We start from the raw sequence: 19,508 nt of genomic DNA on the forward strand, positions 1-19,508 counted from the left end.
CACTGCAGAGAATCCACATTCGACCGATTCCCCCGCCGAGGCGGCCCCGGATCCGGTGCCCCCGCCCTCGCCTTCGACGACAGGGCCAAGAAGTCCTGGTTCTCGCGGCTGCCGATCATCTCCCATCTGCGGCAGTCGGTCGGCCTGCAGCGCGGCATGCTCATCACCGGGCTCGTGCTGTGCGCGATCGTGCTCATCTGCGCGATCTTCGCCCCGCTCATCGCCCCCTACGGCTTCAACCAGCTCGGCACCTCCGAAGGCAACTTCGGTTCGAAGCTGCCTCCCGGCGGCACCCATATCTGGGGCACCACGGTCGGCGGCTACGATGTCTTCTCCCGCGTCGTCTGGGGTGCCCAGACCGCTGTGGCCGTCATCGTCGTGGCCGTCGTGATGTCGATCTTCGCCGGTGTCATCCTCGGACTCATCTCCGGCTACCTCGGCGGCTGGCTCGACCGCATCCTCGTCGTCATCGCCGATGCCGTCTACGCGTTCCCGACCCTGCTGCTGGCACTGGTCATGTCGATCGCGATCTCCGGCGGGCAGTCGAGCGCGTGGGGCGGCATCGCCGCTGCCGCGTTCTCGATCACCGTGGTCTTCATCCCGCAGTACTTCCGCGTGGTGCGCGCGGAGACCCTGCGGCTCAAGGCCGAGCCCTTCGTCGAATCGGCGATCGTCCTCGGCGCCTCGAAGGCGCGGATCATCTCCAAGCACATCTTCCGCAACGCCACGCGCACGCTGCCGCTGATCTTCACGCTCAACTCCTCCGAGGCGATCCTGACCCTGGCCGGGCTCGGGTTCCTGGGATTCGGCATCGAACCCACCTCGGCGTCGGAATGGGGATACGACCTCAACAAGGCGCTGCCGGACGTGACGTCCGGGGTGTGGTGGACCTCGGTGTTCCCGGGCCTGGCCATCGTGCTCACGGTGCTCGGCATCACCCTGGTCGGTGAGTCGATGAACGACCTCAACGACCCGCGCCTGCGCGTGCGGCGCAAGGCCAAGACGAAGAACGCCACATCTGCGGAGGTCAAGGCATGAGCAAGCAGACACACGATTCGGCTGCCTCCGCCACCGGCAGCATCCTCGACGTCGAGGGCCTCGATGTCACCTTCTCCACCGACGGCGGCGATGTGCACGCGGTCAAGGATGTCTCGCTGTCGGTCTCGCCCGGTGAGGTGCTCGCCATCGTCGGCGAGTCGGGGTCGGGCAAGACCGTGACCGCGCGGTCCATCCTCGGTCTGCTGCCGGAGACAGCGCAGCGGTCGGGGGCCGTGGTCATCTCCGGCAAGAACGTGCTCAGCGTCTCCGCCGAGCAGCTGCGCGCCATGCGCGGGTCCGATGTGGCGATGGTCTTCCAGGAGCCTTCGACCGCCCTCAACCCGGTCTTCACCGTGGGTTGGCAGATCGCCGAGGGGCTGCGGGCCCACGATAAGAAGGCGAGCAAGGCCGAGCTCAAGACCCGCGTCGTGGCCGCGATGGAGCAGGTCGGCATCCCCGATGCCCAAAATCGCTTCGACTACTACCCGCACCAGTTCTCGGGCGGCCAGAAGCAGCGCATCGTCATCGCCATGGCGCTCGCCCTAGGGGCGAAGCTCATCGTCGCCGACGAGCCGACCACGGCCCTCGACGTCACCGTGCAGGCCGAGATCCTCGATCTGCTGCGTCAGCTGCGTGATGAGACGGGCACGGCCATCGTGCTCATCACCCACAATATGGGCGTCGTCGCCGATCTCGCCGATCGGGTGGCCGTGATGTTCCGCGGCGACCTCGTCGAGGTCTCCTCGGTCGAGCGGCTCTTCAGCGACCCGAAGGAGGAGTACACGCGCGAACTGCTCGCGGCCGTGCCGCGCCTCGGCTCGACCGTGGCAGGAAGCCGCAAGGCGGCGGCCGCCGAGGCGGGTCGGGGATCCGGTGCGTCGGCGGCGGACTCCGGTGCGTCGGGTGCCGCCTCGGCGGGGGAGCCCTCGGCCGGCGCCACCGAGGCGGGTCAGTCCGCCGCCGAGGCAGGCCAGGGGCAGGTGCGGGAGTCGATCGTGACCGCGCGCGACCTCGACATCGTCTACCCGGGCGGATTCGGCCGCGCCGACTTCCACGCGGTGAAGAAGGTCAGCTTCGACATCAGGGCCGGGGAGGTGTACGGCCTCGTCGGCGAATCCGGCTCGGGCAAGACCACGATCGGTCGCGCGATCGCCGGCCTGACCAGGGCCAGCGGCGGCAGCCTCAGTGTGCTCGGACATGAGATGGTCGGCTTCAAGGAGCGTGAGTTCTCGACGATCCGGCGCAGGATCGGATTCGTCTTCCAGGACCCGGCGGCCTCATTCAACCCGCATCTGACGATCGGAGAATGCATCGCCGAGCCCTTCGCGATCCATCGTCGGCAGATGAGTGCGGCGGATCGGTCGAAGCAGGTGCTCGAGCTGCTCGATTCCGTGCAGCTGCCGAGCGCCTATGCAGCACGCTACCCGCACGAGCTCTCGGGCGGGCAGCGGCAGAGGGCCTCCTTGGCGCGCGGGTTGGCGCTCGGTCCGGAGCTGCTCATCGCCGATGAGCCGACCTCGGCGCTCGATGTCTCGGTCCAGGCCAAGGTGCTCGAGCTGTTCGTCGACCTGCAGAACCGCTTCGACTTCGCGGCCCTGTTCATCAGCCACGACCTCGCCGTGGTCGATATGCTCTCCGATCGCATCGGGGTGCTCTTCCAAGGGGAGCTGCTCGAGGAGGGCACGGGGGAGCAGGTGCTCGGAGAGCCGGAGGCCGACTACACGAAGCGGCTGATCGCCTCCCTGCCGGTGCCCGACCCGGCCGAGCAGGCCGAGCGTCGCGAACTCGCCCGCAGTCTCCGCTCGTCCGCCGGCTGAGATCGCGAACCACCTGACGCCGGGCCCAGCGGCGAGCTGGGACTCCGGCCGTTGGGCTCGCGTGCGGTTGTCGGCCGGGCCGCGGGCGGTTTGTGGTCGCTGCGCCGAAGCGTGATCGCTCATTTCGCGGATTCGCCTCGGCGCAGCGACCACAAACGCGTGGGCGAGCAGGGCTGCGGCTGGCAGGACTGCGGCGACCCAGACGCCTCATGCGAGGGCACTGGGCCGCCGTTCGGTGGTGCGAGGGGCGCTATTTCCCGTCGGCGGAGATGAAGTCGAGCATGCCCGCCTGGTTGACGGGCAGGGCGAGCAGACGGTCGAGTTCTTCTCCGGAGGGGTCGATGCCGAGGATGCGCAGCGTGTACTGAGTGAAGTCGCGCTCGATGTCGTCCGGGGTCAGGTCCCCCGTCGGGCGATACCAGAGTGAGAGCGAATTGCAGATCGAGTGGATCGCACGTGTGGCCAGGGCCGCGCTGTCGACGTGGAAGTGACCCGCATCGATGCCGGCCTGGACGATATCGCCCATGACCTCGCGGGCCTCCCGTTGGAGGTCCTTGACTCGGGTGGCGTTGTCTCCCGTGAGCCGTTCGGTGTCCCTCAACAGCACGGTGGAGACCGAGACGTTCTCCATCCGGTAGCGGGCGAGATAGCGCACCGCCACGGTCAGCTGATCGACCGGATCATCGTCGACCTCGGCGATCACGGCGCGGCTGTGCTCGATGTACCACGAGTACGCGGTGTGGACGAGTTCGTACAGCGCTTCCTGCTTCGAGGGGAAGTAGTAGTAGAGTGCAGAGAGGCTCAGCCCCGCTGTCTGCGCGATGTCGCGGATGGACGCACCGTCGAATCCCTTGTCCGCGAAGGTGTCCCGTGCCGAGCGGAGGATGTTGTTGCGGCCGTTGGTTGATCGCACGATGACCGGACTCCTTGCCTAGATTTCCGTCGCAGAGAACTGTTCTATCGAACAGTCTTTCACTTGCCCCACGACTTTACACGACACCCACCTCGGCCGGTCCCGTCATTTCGGTGGAGGCGGACGACCGTCGCGGTCGTTCGACGATTCCCGCGGGTGGTCCCGCGACGCTGTGGGCCAGCAGCCCCATGATGCTTTGCGCGAATGGCCACCGCGAGGCGCTCCGCCGACTGCCCAGGACCCTCTGCGCCGACAGCCCCACTGGGTCTCGTTGTGATCGGAGTCACGGCACCGGTCAGGAATGATTGACCGTTCAACCAGGTTCGTCGTTATGAGGCGCGCAGCACCGCGATGCTCGCCCGCACGGCCGATCCCACTCGGTCGATCCCGACAACCGACATTAGGACGAATATGCTCAACATTGCCATCATTCCCGGAACCTCGCGTCCGCAGGCGCTCAACCCGCAGATCGTCGCCTGGGTCAACGACCAGCTGTCGGCCAATGATGACGTGCGCGCCGAGGTCGTCGACTTCGGCGACTTCGATCTGCCGCTGCTCGACGAGGTCGTCCCCGCCGGTGCCAAGATGTACGCCAATGACCATACGAAGGCCTGGGGTGCGAAGCTCGACGAGTTCGACGCCTTCATCTTCGTCACCCCCGAATACAACCACTCGATCTCCGGTTCGCTGAAGAACGCGCTGGACTTCGTGGCCACCGAGTTCAATCACAAGGTCGCCGGCATCGTCAACTACGGTGCTGACAAGGGCGTGCGCGCCGCCGAGCACCTGCGCCACATCCTCGCGAACTACAAGCTCGCCGTCGTCCGCGACCAGGCCTCGTTCTCGATCTTCACCGACGTCGCCGACGGCACCTTCGCCCCGACCGGGGTCTCGGCGGCTCCGTTCGCCTCGATGGTCGATGACCTCGTCAGCTGGGGCGAGGCCCTCAAGTCCGTCCGTGAATCCGCCGCCGAGGAGCAGGCCGCCTGAGTGCTGACGTCAGCATGAAGTGGTCCCCGACGGGATCGCCGACCGAACAGGACCCGTCGAACCGAGCGCACACTGAACAGGGCCCGCCGGCCGACCGACCGGCGGGCCCTGCCGCCGTCTGCGAGTCGCTCGCCCGCTCGTTCAATGGCGAATCCGGTTTTCGCTGCTGTCCCGCAGCGACAATCTGACTCCACGTTGACTCAGGTGCATTCAGCCAGGCTGAGCGAGGGTGAACAGGAAGGTGACCGGTCCCACACGCCTGGGTTAGAGTCGCTTCGACAGAACGTTCACTCAAATGAAGCGAGGAACACCCATGGACCTGCAGAACACAGTCGCGCTCGTCACCGGCGGAGCCTCCGGACTCGGCCGAGCCACCACCGAACGTCTCCTGGCCGCCGGTGCCCAGGTCGTCATGGTCGACCTCAACGCCGAGGCGGGTCAGCAGGCTGCGGCCGAACTCGGCGAGTCCGCGCACTTCGTCACCGCGGACGTCACGAACGAGGAACAGGTGCAGGCGGCCGTCGACACGGCCACCGGCCTCGGCCCCCTGCGCGTCGTCGTCAACTGCGCGGGAGTCGCCACACCGGGCAAGCTCGTCTCGAGGAAGGGACCGCTGCCCCTCGAGACCTTCCAGAAGGTGCTGGGCATCAACATCGTCGGCACCGTCAACGTCTGCCGTCTGGCCGCTGCCGCCATGCAGGACCAGGAGGCGGTCGGCGAAGAGCGCGGGATCATCATCAACACAGCCTCGGTGGCGGCCTTCGACGGTCAGATCGGCCAGATCGCCTACTCGGCGTCCAAGGGCGCCGTCGCCTCGGTGACCCTGCCGATGGCCCGTGAGCTCGCGGCCTCCCTCATCCGTGTCGTCACCATCGCCCCGGGCATCTTCGAGACGCCGATGATGGCGGGTCTGCCCGCCGAGGCGCAGGAGTCCCTCGGCAAGTCCGTGCCCCATCCGGCGCGGTTGGGCAAACCCGCCGAATACGCTCAGCTCGTCGAATCGATCGTGGCGAACCCGATGCTCAACGGAGAGACGATCCGCCTCGACGGTGCGATCCGCATGGCTCCGAAATGATCAGAGATGATCCGGATGAGCCGCCGGGATCCAGGGGCGCGACGTAGACTGACTCCATGACTTCGCGTTCGAGAAAGCTGGAGCGCAAGCAGGCGCTGCAGGCCCGGACCCGGAGTGCGAAGAGACTGCTGGTCATCGCCTTCGTCTGCATCGGCCTCGGCGTGCTCGGGGCGGTGGTGATGGCTGCCCTGTCCTTCCTGATGCAGATCAGCGCCGTGCCCGTGCTGTCCGGGCCGATCGCGCTGCTGTCGTTGACCGCTTTCGCCGTGTTGCTGCGGCGTGAAGCACTCGTCCCGCGGAAGACCGGTTTCCTCGGACGCTGTGCGATAGTCGGACTGTCCGTCTGCGGAGCGACCATGGGCACCTCACAGGTGCTGAGCTGGACGGGAACCGACGGCGCCTCACTGGCGGCCCTGCTCACCCTCGTGCCCGCCCTCCTCAGCCTCGTCTTTTCCGGATCGTGGGCACTGAGGAATGTGAATGCCGAGGGCGTGAGCACATCGAGCATCATGAACACGATCACCTCGTCGCATTCGTGACGGCACCGATGGCTCCGGTCACCACCGCGCTTGGTTGACGAGCAGGGCGAGCTGAACTCGGGTGCTGACATCGAGTTTGTCGAAGATCCGGGCCAGATGCGTCTTCACCGTCGCGGTCGAGACGAACAGGGTCCGGGCCACCTGCGCATTCGTCATTCCCTGTGCGACTGCCTCGGCGATCTCCCGTTCCCGGTCCGACAGCGGAGCGAGCGGATCGGGACCCTCCGCCGCAGTCGCCGGCCGCGCGGTGATCAGCGTCTCCAGGGCGGCCGCCGAGAGTGTGCGCGTACCGTCGGCTGCGGCCCGGACGGCATTGATCAGCTCCTCGGGCGGGGTGTCTTTGAGGATGTAGCCGGCGGCGCCGGACTGCAGTGCGCGGTGGACGAAATCGTCGGTGCCGAAGGCCGTGAGCATGAGGATCTGGGGGTGGTCCGGCTCGCTCAGCAGTCTCTGCGCCGCCTCGAGCCCGTCGATGACGGGCATCCGGAAGTCCATGAGGACGAGATCGGGACCCAGCCGGCGGGTCAGGTCGATGGCCTCGGCCCCATCGGCCGCCTCGGCGATGATCTCGATGTCGTCCGCGGCCCCGAGCAGGAGGCGCAGTCCCGAACGCATGAGCGACTCGTCATCGGCGATGATCATGCGGATCGTCATCGCGTCCTCTCCTGCGAGCCAGCGGAGCGCGAGCCATCAGATGAGCGCCGCGAACCGCTGACCTGCGAGCCGGTCGACGGTCGCGCCGCACCGGCCTCTGCGGACTCGCCGTCCCCGCTCGTGATCACGGACGCATCGACGGGCAGGCGGGCTCGCAGAGTGAACTCGGGAGTCGTGGTCACCGTGAGGTCTCCGCCCATGGCCTCCATCCTCTCCCGCAGACCGAGCAGGCCGAGACCGGACCCGGTCACGAGCTGCTGCGCCCCGGCACGGAACGCCGGCGCCAGGCCGGCATGCGGGTTGCTGGCCACGAGCACGATGGTGCTCGACGCCTCATCGAAGGACAGCCGCAGGCTCACCTTCTGGCCGGGCGCGTGCTTGACGGCGTTCGTGATGGCCTCCTGGACGAACCGGAAGATCGTCGTCCGTTCCAGAGCCCCGCACCGGCGGAGCACCTCCGCGCTGAGCGGTTCGATGTATCTGAGCTCGGCGGTCTCCCCACGTCCGGCCACGAGGCGGTCGAGGTCAGGATCGATGACCGTGCCCTGGTCGTCGCTGCGCAGCATGGTGAGCACCTCGCGCAGTTCCACCCCGGATCGTCGGGCACTGTCGGCGATGAGCCTGGCAGTGGTCCTGACATCCTCCGGGTCGAGGTCCTTGCGCACGGACAGAGCACCGGAGTACGTGGCGATGACCGACAGGTGGTGCGACAGCGAATCGTGCATGTCGCGGGCGATGCCGCGGCGGACCTCGCCGATGGCACGATCCTGGCGGGACCGTTCGCGCAGCAGGGTCTGCGCGGCGGTGTCGATGAACCCCTGTTCGCGGGAGCCGCGGATGACGCCGATGATGACGAGCACGGCGAAGGCGGTGCTGTTGACGAGGAACAGCGGCAGTTCGAAGGAGCCGACGGTCTGCGGGGTCAGCACGTACGCCGCGGCCTGAGAGGCGATGGCGGTGGCGAGGCAGACGAAGTCGAGGGTCCAGCTGCGCCTGGCCGAGAGCGAGACGAGGATGATGGCGGCGGCGGGTGCGCCGAGGGCGCTGACGGTGCCGAAGAGGATTCCGGCGAGCCCGATCGTGATCGGCACCCAGCCTCCGGGTCGGCGCTGGAGGGATTCGACCGAACCGTCGGCGGCGAGGAACTCCTCCCCGCCACGGCCGCCGCTCGCGAGGTGCTCACGCAGCTTCTCCGCGGCCAGGACCTGAGGGTGCAGCTGCCGACGCGGGACCCGCCGCCCGTCGCGGATGAGAACGAACGGCAGGCAGACGAGGGTGAGCACGCCCAAGCCGATGTGCAGATACAGCTCCGCACTCAGCGCGCCGACATCTGCTCCGGCGGCCGCGATATCCGGCCATTCGGCGGCGACGACGGTCAGGAGCAGCAGCACCCCGAAGAGCAGGGCGATGCCGGTCCAGATGAGAGCCCGGATGATCGGATGGCGGTTGGGGCGCGAGGTCACGGTTCGACACTACCCGCCCGCGATGGGCGAGATCGTCACCCGAAAGGATGAATTCCCGACCTCCCGCTCCTCCCGCGACTCCGCCCCGGGCTCGTTCTCAGGCGGTGAAGCGCACCGCTGTGAACTCCTTGCGCCACGCGGCCACCTCGGCGGCGATCTCAGCCAGGGCCGCCTGATCCCGACCGGTCTCGAGGGCGCGGGACATGAGTTCGGCCAGCCGCGGCATGTCCTCGGCGCTCATGCCCCGACGCACGATCTCGGGAGTGCCCACGCGGATGCCGTTCTGCTCACCGGGCACTTCGGGGGCGGGCAGGCCGATGCCCGAGGTGAGGAAGCCGGCGGCCTCGAGGATCCGCGCCCCCGCGCTCCCGCCGCCGAAGGGGCCGGCGAGCAGGGCGAACTGGTGCGAATCGGTGAAACCGGCCTCACAGGCGAAGGGTTCGACCCCGCGATCGGACAGCTCACCCGCCAGCCTCGACGCACAGGCGCGCATCTGGGCGGCATAGTCCTCGCCGCAGGCGATCCAGTCGGCCAGGGTCACTCCGAGCGCAGCCACGGCGCCGGCATCGAAGTTCGCGGTCATCCCGGGGAAGGCGATGGCGTCGATGCGCTCGGACAGGCGGTCGTCGTTGCTCAGCAGCAGGCCGTGCGAGGGCCCGCCGAGGCTCTTGTACGTGCTCATCGACATCAGGTGCGCGCCTTCGTCGAGCGGGTTCGCCCACTGCCTGCCGGCGATCATCCCGCAGACGTGGGCGGCGTCGAAGAGCAGGTGGGCCCCGACCTCATCGGCGATCTCGCGGACCTTCGCCACGGGGTGTTCGAACAGGTTGAGCGAGCCGCCCATGGTGATCAGGCTGGGTCGGACTTCGCGGGCGAGGGCGGCCAGCGCATCGAGGTCGCAGCTGTAGGCTCCGCTGTCGACGGGGGCCTCGACGGTGGTCAGACCGTAGAGACCGGCCGCACCGGCGGCGTGGTGAGTGATGTGCCCGCCGATCGTCTCCGGCGAGGCGATGATGGTCTGACCGGGACGGCTCGTGGCCATGAACGCGAAGAGGTTGGCCATCGCCCCCGACGGCACCCGCACCTCGGCGAAGGAGGCGTTGAACACTCGCGCCGCGAGCTCGGCGGTGATCACCTCGACCTGTTCGATGTGCTCGAGCCCCATCTCGTACTTCGCGCCCGCATAGCCCAGCGAGGTCCGTGGGCCCGCGCCGCTGGCCAGCAGGGCCGCCGCCCGCGGGTTGAGCACATTCGAGGCGGGGTTGAGGTTGAACGCCTCCTCATCGTGGAGCCGATCGGAGGCGGCGATGAGGGATTCGATCCCGGCGACGGTCTCGGCCATCGTCGTCCCCGCGCCGAGGTGTTCCTCCGCGATCTCGGTGATGCGGGCCCGGCTGCCGGCCGGGACCCAGGACTGTGGTGACTGGTGCATCGGTGACTCCTTCGTCGTTGGTGTGCGGGCTTCAGGTCTGCGGTTCGGACGGGGGACGCCCGTCGGTCTCGAGCAGCCGGTCGAGGAGCTCGTCGGCCGTGATGCCCTCGGCGCGTGCGGCGGCCTCGAGGCGGTGGAGCGAGGCCGCCGACGGGCCCGGGGAGGCGATCGACTGTGTCGCGGAGGCGTGCGGGACGGTGCCCTCTTGAGTGGCAGCGGTCGGCTTCGTCCCCGTTTTCAGCAGCAGTGAGGACAGGGGCACGACGACGACTCCGAGGGCGGCGAGGATCCACACGATTCCGTTGACCCGGGTCAGCCAGTCGTACTCCCAGGCTGTTTCCACCCAGATCGTGATGAGGGTCAGAGCGGTGCCGAGCGCGAGCAGACCGAGCGTGAGAGCCAACGCGATCCGCACCGTCCACGATCTGGTCGAGGCCAGGAGGAGGATGAGCGAGCAGACCGAGGCCACGGCGGTGACGACGATGAGCGAGTAGAGCACCTGGTCGAGGACGTCGGTGAAGGAGGTGCTGAAAGGGTCCGCGTAGGGATCGCCCCAGAGGAACCACAGGCTCAGCGCCAGCGTGATCGCCGCGAGGCCGATGGTGACGGCGCCGAACCACTGCCCCCTCCGGCCGAGGAGCGTGGCTCCGCAGAAGGCAGCGACGCTGGAGGCCCCGGTCAGGGCCGTGGTGGAGACCACCTGGAACGTCGTCTCCGACCCGATGTCCACGAGCAGGACGATGATTCCTCCCGCCGCGGCCGAGCTGAAGGCCACGACGATGATGATGGCGATGACGCGGCGGAGGACGCGGACGGTCGGCCCCGGCTGTCGACGTGTCGGTGTCTGCGATGGTGCCATCGAGTCTGTCCTTTGCGAGAGGGGCTCTGATCAGCACCGCCAGTATGTCATCGACCCGCCCGCCTCTCTTCGGTTCTCGGTCCGCGGGCCTGACCGCCTCAGTCCGTGGGCAGTGTCGCCCGGACCTCGAAGCCGCCGGGCGACCTCGGCCCCACCTGCAGGGACCCGCCCAGGACTTCGACGCGTTCGCGCATTCCCCTGAGTCCGAAGCCGCCGCCGAGGGGATTCTTCGCAGCCGCGGGGGTGGGACCGGCCGCCTCGGCGGGGCCGTTGATCACGGTGATCTCGAGGAACTGTCCGCTGGCGGTGACAGTGACGCTCACGGGGGCGCCGGCGGCGTGCCGCAGAGCATTCGACAGGCTCTCCTGGACGATGCGGAAGGCGGTCAGGCTCGCCGTCGGCGTCAGTTCGACGGGCTCGGCAGGCAGGTCGAGGTCGACGCTCGCCCCCGACCCCCGGGTGATGTCGACGAGCGCCGGAATGTCGTCGATGGTCGGCTGCGGGGCCAGATCGGCATCACGGCCGCCGCGGAGGATCGCGAGCAGGCCGCGCATCTCGGTCAGCGCCTGCCGGGACGATGCGGCCATCGAATCGAACTCGCCGAGGCTGCGCTCATCGAGTCCGGGCAGCCGGTACTTCGCCGTCGTCGCCTGCACGCTGATGACCGACATGCTGTGGGCGACGACATCATGGAGTTCCTGGGCGATGCGGTTGCGCTCCTCGAGTTCGTGTCGTTTGGCCAGCTCCGTCGCGCTGAGTTCGCGTTCGGTGGCCAGCTGCCGGCGACCGCTGATGAACAGTCTGCCGGTGACGCCGATGATGCCGGCGCCGGCTGTGAGCGAGACCGTGGTGATGACATTGGCCAGTGCCCCGGAGAGGTCTCCCGCATGCGGGGCGAAGAGACTGAGAGCGCCGAGTGCAGAGCTGGCGCCCCACAGGATGATCAGGTAGAGCCAGCTGTGGCGCATGCCCACGATGAGATGCAGGAACAGCAGTGCCAGTATCGACGTCGCGGTCCAGGGCCAGACCAGGCCGGTCGAATCCGAAGTCGCATAGATGCCGACCGCCGATGACATGACACCGAGGACGATCGCCGCGGCGGGCATGCGGACAGCCAAGACGAGCGACGCGCTTTGACCGATCGCAACCTGCATCGCGGTCACCGTCCACACTCCGTAGAGCCCAGCAGTCACTGGCCACGAGACGGCCAGCAGCACTGTGCCGACGAAGATGCTCAGCAGCCAGAACCAGCCCTCACCGTCGCCACGCGTGAGAAGAGCGCTGACACGGGAATCGTGTTCGAGGCCGGGGGCGGCCGCGTCTGTGAACCCGCCCTCGACAGGGGCCGCAGACAACTCGCCGGTGCGAGCCTGCTCGGGCGAGAGAACCCCGTTGGGTCCGGGTGCCAGCCCGGCCTTGATCGTCGCGATCTCCAGCAGGGCCATGGCGTGCAGTACGAAGGGGAATGAGAGGAGGAGGACGATGCCCGCGGCGAACTGGAAGGTCGCCTCGGCGGTGAAACCGAGGTCGGTGACCGGTGAGTCCGTCACCCAGGCGACGACCCAATCGACCGTGTCGCCGCCGCCTTCGGGCAGGAACCGGCCCCAGAAGAAGAAACTGGCTCCGCCGAGACCGGCGAAGAACCATGAGGCGGTGACGGAGAAGGTGAGCAGGCGGATCGGCAGGGCGAACACGGCTTCGAAGAGCAGGTCCAGCCAGGCGCGGGCGTCGGTGGCCGGGGCCAGCAGGCCGCGGAGCCCCTGACCCTGCGGACGGGCGGCCACCTCGGCGATGGGAGCACCCCATGCCCGGGCACGGGCCCGCGACAGGCTCCCGAAGGCGCGGGCGATGGTCAGGGTCAGGGGCAGGAGGAGGAGACCGACCCAGATGATGACGGTGGCGATCGAGGCCGCGAACAGGGTCACCAGCGTCGGCACCGCGATGGCGGAGATGACCAGACCGGGCGCGATCAGGACGGAGTCACGGCCCAGGTTGTGCCACAGTCGGGCCCACCGGAATCGACCGGTCTGCGGGGGCTCTGCTGGACGTGGCACCTCCTCAGCGTACGGGTTTCCGGTCCCGGACGCACCGGTCGGAGCAGGGACGGTCGGGGCTGCGGGGGAGGGGTTCATGAGCGGGTTCCTTGCTGCAGGGTCTCAGAGGCGGCGCTCGCCTCGGTGATCGAGACGCTCGCCTCGGCGGTGGGAGTCCGGGAGGCGAGGACGGTGGGGTGGAAGCGCGAGAGCATCCACACCCCGCCCGCACCCACCGCCGCCGAGGCGAGCAGACCGGCGGTCGCGGCGGCGGTCAGACCCGTGTACTCACCGAAGAAGGCCGCACCGATGATCACGGTCACGATCGGGTCGATGACCGTCAGCCCGGCCAGCACCGTCTCGGCCGGACCGCGGGCATAGGCGGTCTGGACGAGCCAGAACCCCGCGACGGAGGCCAGCCCCACCGCGCCGAGCAGAATCCACCACCGCACTCCCAGAGGCACGAGCCCGGGCAGCCCGGCCACGATGACCGAGCGGGCGAGCACATGGACGGCCGCGGCCACCGTGCCGAAGACGATGCCGGTCATGACCACGCGCGGGATGTGGCCGGCCGAACCGATGGAGAACGCGCCGGCGAAGAGGCTGAGTGCGACGAGGACGGCGAGCAGCCAGGTCACCGACTGCTCGCTGACGACGAGCTCGTGGGAGAACCTCGCCGAGGTGGCCACGAACGCGAAGATCCCGACCAGCGTCACCGCGATGCCGGCGAGCATGGGCGCGGCGAGGCGCAGCCCGAAGAAGCGTCGGCTGATGAGCGCGGCGAAGACGAGGGACACTGCGCCGATGGGCTGGACGATCGAGACCGGCCCGAGCCCGAGGGCGATGACGTTGAGCACCGTGACCAGGCCCATGAGGCCGAGACCGGCGACCCAGGTGGAGCGGCGTCTGAGCCCGGGCGGCAGGGCGGCCACGGCGTGCCTCTGCAGGTGAGTGCCCAGCGCCAGACAGAGAGCGGCGGCGGTTGCGAGGACGATGGCGGTGATGATCATGGCCGACACACTAAGGAGGAAGTCGGTGCCGGCACATGATACGAACGGGTGATTCTGCCTCGTCCGGGACCCTACGCGAGGATGAAATCCGCTCAACCGCGGTGCTCAGAGGACATGTTCTCGCGATTCTCCCGGGTGCTGGGCCGGCCCCTCCGGTAGCGTGGAACCATGCCGGGAATCGGGGAATCGGGGGACGTGAACGACAGGGCCGCCTCGGCGGGGGTGCCTCCACCGTCGTCGACGACGATCCGTGTGGCCATCGTCGACGATCAGGCCATGGTCCGGCAGGGCTTCGGGGCCCTGCTCGACGCGCAGACGGACATGCAGGTCGTCGGCAGCGCCGAGGACGGATCGGCCGTCGTCGACCTCGTCCGCCGCACCGCCCCCGACGTCATCCTCATGGACATTCGGATGCCGGGCCTCAACGGCCTCGACGCCACCCGCGCGGTCTTCTCGATGCCCGGCGACCACCCGCGGATCGTCATGCTCACGACCTTCGACGCCGACGAATACGTCTTCTCCGCCCTGCGCGCCGGTGCCAGCGGATTCCTCCTCAAGGACGCCACCGCCGAGGACCTCATCACCGCCGTGCGCGTGGTCGCCGGCGGCGATTCGCTGCTGGCCCCCTCGGTCACCCGGCGACTCATCGCCGAATACGTGGCCGGACCCTCCGTGGTCAAGGACACCGCCGTGCTCGGGCAGCTGACCGACCGGGAGATCGACGTCATGAGGCTGGTGGCCAAAGGCCATGCCAACGCCGAGGTGGCCCAGCAGCTCTTCCTCGCCGAACAGACGGTGAAGACGCACGTGTCCCGGATCCTGTCGAAGCTGGGTCTGCGCGACCGCACCCAGATCGTCGTCGCCGCCTACGAATCGGGCCTGGTCGTCGCCGGCAGCTGAGACCGGGGGTCGGCGGAACGGCGAGCGGGTCTGGGCGAGCGGGGTCTGGCGGAAGGGCGAGCGGGTCTGGCCGATCGGGGTCTGGCGGAAGGGCGGAGCCGACGCTCATACTGGGAGGCACGGCGAAGACGTGGCTGTCCATCACCGTCGAACCGCTCTGAGGGCGCGGTCAGCGCCTGTGGCCGCGCGGTGCGAATCAGTCGCGCCGTGGGAATAGGCCGCGCCGTGGGAATCGGCCGCCGAGGTCCTTGACGATCGTCTCCGCCGAACCCTCGGCAGCATTGCGATGCCCGGTTCCGGCCCACAGGTGCAGGCCGTGCGGGTCGTCGGCCTTCTTCGACTCCGCCCGGAACTCCTTCGTCAGATGGTGCACTGCCGGGTAGGCATCGACGGCCACCGGATCGAATTCGCGCACGAAGTCGTTGACCAGCGCCCGGGCGGGCCGACCGGTGAAGGCCCTGGTCAGTCGGGTCTCCGAGAATTCCTCGGAGACCAGTGCGGCACGGTGGACGGGTGAGGTGCCTGCCTCATCGGAGCGCAGCAGCAGAGTGCCGACGATGACGGCATCAGCGCCCGCATCCAGCAGCTCTGCGACGGCATCGGGCCCGTCGACTCCGCCGCCTGCGGCCACGGGCAGGTCCACCTCGGCGAGGATGTCGCGGACGAGGTCGGTCGTGGCACGGTCCTCGATGGTCCGTGTCGGGTCCGCGGTGCCGGAGTGCCCGCCGGCGCGAGGCCCCTGGACGATGAGGCCGTCGACTCCGCGTTCGGCCGCGGCGCGAGCCTCGGCTGCGGTCGTCACCGTGGCGACGACCTGGGTGCCGACGGCGTGGAGGCGGTCGACCGCCTCGGAAGTGGGCAGGTTGAAGGTCGTCGAGACCAAAGGGACCGGATGGGCGATGAGCCAGTCGAGTTTGTCATCGTAGTGATCATCGTCGTCGACGGGCTCGGGATCGAGTGAGAGGCCTCGCTCGGCGGCGGCCGGGGTCAGCGCTGCGACGAAGGAATCGAATGCCACGCGGTCGATGGGCACGGGATTCGGGGCGAAGAGGTTGACGCCGAAGATGTCGGTGGTCTCGCGCATCCGGTCGACCTGCGCAGCCATGGCCTCGGCGGTGAGATAGCCGCCGGCGACGAAGGGGAATCCACCGGCGCGGGCGACGGCCTCGGTGAGTTCGGCGGTCGTCGTGCCTCCGGCCATGGGCGCTGCGATGATCGGCAGCTCGGTCTTCTCGAAGGCGATCGTCACGGTCTTCTCCCATCCTCACGACTGCGGCATGGCTGCATGCCCCCTGCCATTCTTGCACTCGACTCAGGTGGGCCGACGAAGTGTCCGTCCAGACGGGCACCCGCGCGGAAGGTGCTGTGCGGTTGCGCGGCAGGGCGCTCGCGCGGAGAGTGCTGCGCGGTTGCGCGACAGGGTGCCGGCGAGGGTTTTGGGGTGCGAGGTGCTGCGCAACGCCGGGGTATGAGCATCGGCCCGATTTTGCGGGAGAGGAATGTTGGTTGCGGCGCGTGAGACCAACAGTTCTCTCCCCTTGGGTTCAAGGGTTCGTTGCAACACCCCTCGAAATGGGGGAAGTAGCAATGAGAGGTCGCAATCAGCCACCGACTAAACCCACGAAGTTCGCGGTCGAATTCTGGGACCAGATCCGAGCCGGCCGCGATATCGAAGAAGCCGCCAGGGCCCTGGGCGCGTCGATAACGACGTGTCGTAATTGGTTCCGCCATCGTGGAGGTGTGAAACCACCACACAGCTACGGACGCTCTCGTCGCTACCTCACGTTCGATGAACGCGAGGACATCGCGATGTACCGAGTCCAGGGCCTCGGCGTGCGGGATATCGCCAGGCGTCTCAACAGAGACCCCGGGACGATCAGTCGTGAGCTGCGTCGCGCGCCTCGTAACCCTCAGGACGTACGACCCAGCCGGCCCTCGTATTTGGCCAGTGTCTGCCAGTCTGATGCCGACCGGAAACGCACTCGTCACCGACCCGGGAAGCTCGCGACGAATCTTGCCCTGCGCCGAGAGGTCCAGGCACGATTGAAGCTCAAGCACAGTCCCGAGCAGATCGCTCACCGTTTGCGCGAGGACTACCCGAATACTCCGGAGATGTGGGTGTCGCACGAAACGATCTATCAGGCCCTGTACGTCCAGGGACGCGGCGGACTCAAACGTGAGTTGGTCACGCATCTGCGGACCGGTCGCAGGTTGCGCAAGCCGCATCGTAGGACCGACGAACGGCGAGGGCGGATCCCGAACATGGTCAATATTTCCCAGCGCCCCAAGTCCGTAGAAGACAGGGCTGTTCCTGGCAACTGGGAGGGTGATCTCATCCTCGGCTCGACAGCGTCAGGATCAGCGATTGGGACGCTGGTCGAGCGCACCACGAGGTTCACGATGTTGTTGCATCTGCCAGGCAAACACGGGGCCGAGGACGTCGCTGACGCCATGATCGCCAAGATCGCCGAGTTGCCCGAAGCGTTGAAGCGGTCACTGACATGGGATCAGGGACACGAGATGTGCGACCACGAAGAGATCAGCAAGGTCACTGGTCTTGATATCTACTTCTGTGATCCTCACAGTCCGTGGCAGCGGGGTACGAATGAGAACACGAACGGTCTGCTGCGCCAGTACTTCCCGAAGGGGTCGGACCTCAGTCAGTGGGGGCCGGGTTATCTGGACATGGTCGCGGCTGAACTCAACAGCAGGCCGCGTAAGACCTTAAGCTGGGCGACGCCGGCCGAGGCCCTGGATAAGCTGTTGTCTGAACACGATCAATCACCGGGTGTTGCAACGACCGCTTGAAACCGCCCCCGCGAAACCAACATTCCTCTCCCGCGAAATCAGCTCTTCGGCTACGGCCAGCCGTGATCCCTCGGACTTCGCCGCTTCGGTACGTGCCTGCGGCCAGCCGACAGCCCGGCACACGCCTGCGGGCAGCTGTGAGCCCGGCGCCCGCCTGCGGGCACGGCGGTGAGCTTGCGGTAGGGGCGTGGGTGAGCGGAGGGGCAACCGAAAGTATCGGTTCGGTGGCCGCGAGTGGAGACTCCATGGTGATGTGCGCATGCGAACCCGGCTCCTAGCTTCGAGGCAGTCATTGACCGCAGAATCGTCCCAGGAGCTCCCATGTCCCTCATCCTCGAAGGCCCGTCAGCAGCTGCAACCACCCCACAACCGGCCACGAGCGGCCCGCCGCCAGCCCGCTCCCACGCGGCGGCGCCCACATCCTCCGGCTCCGCATCCCTCAAGACCCCTGTCTCCCCGCCGCTCTCATCCTCCCGCCCGACCACACGCGCCGGGTCGCGCCGAGACCCCGCCATCGACCTCGTCCGCTTCGCCTGCCTCGTCGTGGTGGTCGTCCTCCACTCGCTGATGAGTGCGGCCGTGCTCGGCCCCGACGGCAGCGTGGTGCCCACGGTCGCGCTGTCGCACACCACCGGGTTCGCCGCCGCCTCCTGGCTCTTCCAGATCATGCCCCTGTTCTTCGTCATCGGCGGATGTGCCGGCATCATCAGTTGGCGCCGCATCCGCGCCGAAGGCGGCAGCTGGGGCGACTACCTCCGCGCTCGCCTGCGTCGACTCGTCGTCCCGGTCACCGTGCTCATCGGCTTCACCGGCCTCGGCCTGTCCGTGGCCTCGGGGCTCGGCGCCCCGTCCGAACTCGTCACCGAGGCCAGCCACCGCATCGGCCAACCGCTGTGGTTCCTCGCCGTCTACGTCGGCCTCACCGCATTGGTGCCGCTGGCGGTGCATTTTCACGAAAGAGCGCCGAGGCGATCCCTCGCAGTCCTGACCGCTGCCGTCATCGTCGTCGACGGTCTGGTCGCTGTGACAGGAGTCCACGGGCTCGCCTACGTCAACTTCGTTCTCGTCTGGCCCCTCGTCCAACAGCTCGGGTTCTTCTACGCGGATGCTCTCGACCGTCCCGTGCGCAGGCTCCACGTGTGGTTGGGGCTGGCGACCGCGCTGTCACTTCTGGTCGGCCTCGTCGCCGCCGGGGTCTACAGCCCGAACATGCTCGTCAACCTCAATCCTCCCACCGGCGCTCTCGTCCTGCTCGGAGTGGTGCAGATCTGTGGGCTCCGGCTGGTCCACAGAAGGCTGACCGCGATGCTCACCGGAGCAGGCGGCAGTGCTGCCGAGACCGGCCCCGAGATCGGTCCCGGCGCCGAGGCGGTGCCCGCAGTCCGAATTCTCCGCGCACAGTTCTGGCGTCGGCTCATCGCTTGGGGCAACCGGTTCGGAATGCAGGTCTATCTGTGGCACATGAGTGTCGTCATCGTCCTCATCGGCGGGCTCGGATGGCTGGCACAGGCGGTGTCCGGCGTCCCGCATCTGGCCGAATTCGTTCTGCCCGCAGTCGGTTCGGGCTGGTGGTGGGTCTCCAGGCCGATATGGCTGCTCGTGGTGATGGGGCTGTCGGCCGCGGTCGCCATGGCGGCGGCATGGATCCCATTTCCCTCCGAGCCGCGTCTGGCCGCCGCAGGTTCGGCGATCGCCGGATTCGTCCGTGAGCTGCGCGGGAACAGGAACGGCACACGCCTCGGTGCGGCAGTGAATGAGAGGGCACGCGTTGCAGTCATGCGTCCTCAGGCCCGCGCAGTCATCGCGGTGGGAGCCGCCACCGTCGGCATCGCCATCGCGCTTCTCGCCGGTGTCGCACCGTTGGTCTGGACGCTGATCGCGATCGGTCTGCTGATGGGCTCGCTCACCGTCTCGGCCGGACTCGACTCATGAGCTGAGCTCCTCGAACCATCCGACTGCTCAACGACTGCGGCCGGG

The 19,508-nt window shown here is 68.1% G+C and carries 16 protein-coding genes; 8 read left to right on the forward strand and 8 right to left on the reverse strand.

Going from position 1 to position 19,508, the window contains the following annotated elements; genetic code table 11:
- The first annotated feature begins 108 nt into the window (after positions 1-108).
- Both IG171_RS18000 and IG171_RS18005 read left to right on the forward strand, forming a co-directional pair.
- Entirely contained in the window at positions 109-1,038 is a 930-nt protein-coding gene (locus IG171_RS18000; protein WP_212131776.1) for an ABC transporter permease, read from the forward strand.
- Positions 1,035-2,855: an ABC transporter ATP-binding protein gene (locus IG171_RS18005; protein ID WP_212128682.1), complete on the forward strand. Its 1,821-nt coding sequence runs from the start codon at positions 1,035-1,037 to the stop codon at positions 2,853-2,855. Before IG171_RS18000 ends, IG171_RS18005 begins: the two co-directional genes overlap by 4 nt.
- A 250-nt stretch (positions 2,856-3,105) precedes the next feature.
- Here the strand turns inward: IG171_RS18005 and IG171_RS18010 are convergent, their stop codons facing one another.
- The gene (locus IG171_RS18010; protein ID WP_212128683.1) at positions 3,106-3,768 is read right to left on the reverse strand and encodes a TetR/AcrR family transcriptional regulator; all 663 of its coding nucleotides are present in this window, start codon (positions 3,766-3,768) and stop codon (positions 3,106-3,108) included.
- Between the two features lie 411 nt (positions 3,769-4,179).
- On the opposite strand from IG171_RS18010, the gene IG171_RS18015 reads away from it, so the two are divergent.
- The 3 genes from IG171_RS18015 to IG171_RS18025 all read left to right on the forward strand — a co-directional run bounded on the left by IG171_RS18015 (position 4,180) and on the right by IG171_RS18025 (position 6,372).
- Positions 4,180-4,758 carry an NAD(P)H-dependent oxidoreductase gene (locus IG171_RS18015; protein WP_212128684.1) on the forward strand — a complete coding sequence of 193 codons (579 nt, stop codon included), beginning with the start codon at positions 4,180-4,182 and terminating at the stop codon, positions 4,756-4,758.
- A 313-nt stretch (positions 4,759-5,071) separates the two neighbouring features.
- The gene (locus tag IG171_RS18020) at positions 5,072-5,833 is read left to right on the forward strand and encodes an SDR family NAD(P)-dependent oxidoreductase (protein WP_212128685.1); all 762 of its coding nucleotides are present in this window, start codon (positions 5,072-5,074) and stop codon (positions 5,831-5,833) included.
- A 56-nt stretch (positions 5,834-5,889) separates the two neighbouring features.
- Positions 5,890-6,372 (forward strand): hypothetical protein, encoded by a 483-nt coding sequence (locus tag IG171_RS18025; RefSeq protein WP_212128686.1) that lies wholly within the window; start codon positions 5,890-5,892, stop codon positions 6,370-6,372.
- 18 nt (positions 6,373-6,390) lie between these two features.
- On the opposite strand, the gene IG171_RS18030 is transcribed toward IG171_RS18025, so the two are convergent.
- From IG171_RS18030 to IG171_RS18055, 6 genes are all read right to left on the reverse strand, one after another.
- Positions 6,391-7,026: a response regulator transcription factor gene (locus IG171_RS18030; protein ID WP_212128687.1), complete on the reverse strand. Its 636-nt coding sequence runs from the start codon at positions 7,024-7,026 to the stop codon at positions 6,391-6,393.
- The gene (locus IG171_RS18035; RefSeq protein WP_212128688.1) at positions 7,023-8,489 is read right to left on the reverse strand and encodes a histidine kinase; all 1,467 of its coding nucleotides are present in this window, start codon (positions 8,487-8,489) and stop codon (positions 7,023-7,025) included. Before IG171_RS18035 ends, IG171_RS18030 begins: the two co-directional genes overlap by 4 nt.
- 97 nt (positions 8,490-8,586) lie before the next feature.
- Positions 8,587-9,921, reverse strand: a complete 1,335-nt coding sequence (locus tag IG171_RS18040; protein ID WP_212128689.1) for a beta-eliminating lyase-related protein — start codon at positions 9,919-9,921, stop codon at positions 8,587-8,589.
- A gap of 31 nt (positions 9,922-9,952) precedes the next feature.
- Positions 9,953-10,780, reverse strand: coding sequence for a hypothetical protein (locus tag IG171_RS18045; RefSeq protein ID WP_212128690.1), 828 nt, complete (start codon positions 10,778-10,780; stop codon positions 9,953-9,955).
- 98 nt (positions 10,781-10,878) lie between these two features.
- A complete protein-coding gene (locus IG171_RS18050; protein WP_212128691.1) occupies positions 10,879-12,834 on the reverse strand; it encodes a sensor histidine kinase in 1,956 nt (651 codons plus the stop codon).
- A 74-nt stretch (positions 12,835-12,908) separates the two neighbouring features.
- Positions 12,909-13,823 (reverse strand): hypothetical protein, encoded by a 915-nt coding sequence (locus tag IG171_RS18055; protein ID WP_212128692.1) that lies wholly within the window; start codon positions 13,821-13,823, stop codon positions 12,909-12,911.
- A gap of 276 nt (positions 13,824-14,099) precedes the next feature.
- On the opposite strand from IG171_RS18055, the gene IG171_RS18060 reads away from it, so the two are divergent.
- Entirely contained in the window at positions 14,100-14,723 is a 624-nt protein-coding gene (locus tag IG171_RS18060; protein WP_249204365.1) for a response regulator transcription factor, read from the forward strand.
- Between the two features lie 196 nt (positions 14,724-14,919).
- Here IG171_RS18060 and IG171_RS18065 read toward each other — a convergent pair whose 3' ends face one another.
- Positions 14,920-15,972, reverse strand: coding sequence for a nitronate monooxygenase (locus tag IG171_RS18065; RefSeq protein WP_212128693.1), 1,053 nt, complete (start codon positions 15,970-15,972; stop codon positions 14,920-14,922).
- A 323-nt stretch (positions 15,973-16,295) separates the two neighbouring features.
- On the opposite strand from IG171_RS18065, the gene IG171_RS18070 reads away from it, so the two are divergent.
- The gene (locus IG171_RS18070) at positions 16,296-17,531 is read left to right on the forward strand and encodes an IS30 family transposase (RefSeq protein ID WP_212128694.1); all 1,236 of its coding nucleotides are present in this window, start codon (positions 16,296-16,298) and stop codon (positions 17,529-17,531) included.
- Between the two features lie 321 nt (positions 17,532-17,852).
- On the forward strand, positions 17,853-19,463 hold the full coding sequence (locus tag IG171_RS18075; protein ID WP_212128695.1) for an acyltransferase: 1,611 nt from the start codon (positions 17,853-17,855) through the stop codon (positions 19,461-19,463).
- Positions 19,464-19,508 lie beyond the last annotated feature (45 nt).

It is taken from the genome of Brevibacterium sp. SMBL_HHYL_HB1, assembly GCF_018208375.1.
In the GTDB taxonomy this organism is placed as follows: domain Bacteria; phylum Actinomycetota; class Actinomycetes; order Actinomycetales; family Brevibacteriaceae; genus Brevibacterium; species Brevibacterium intestinavium.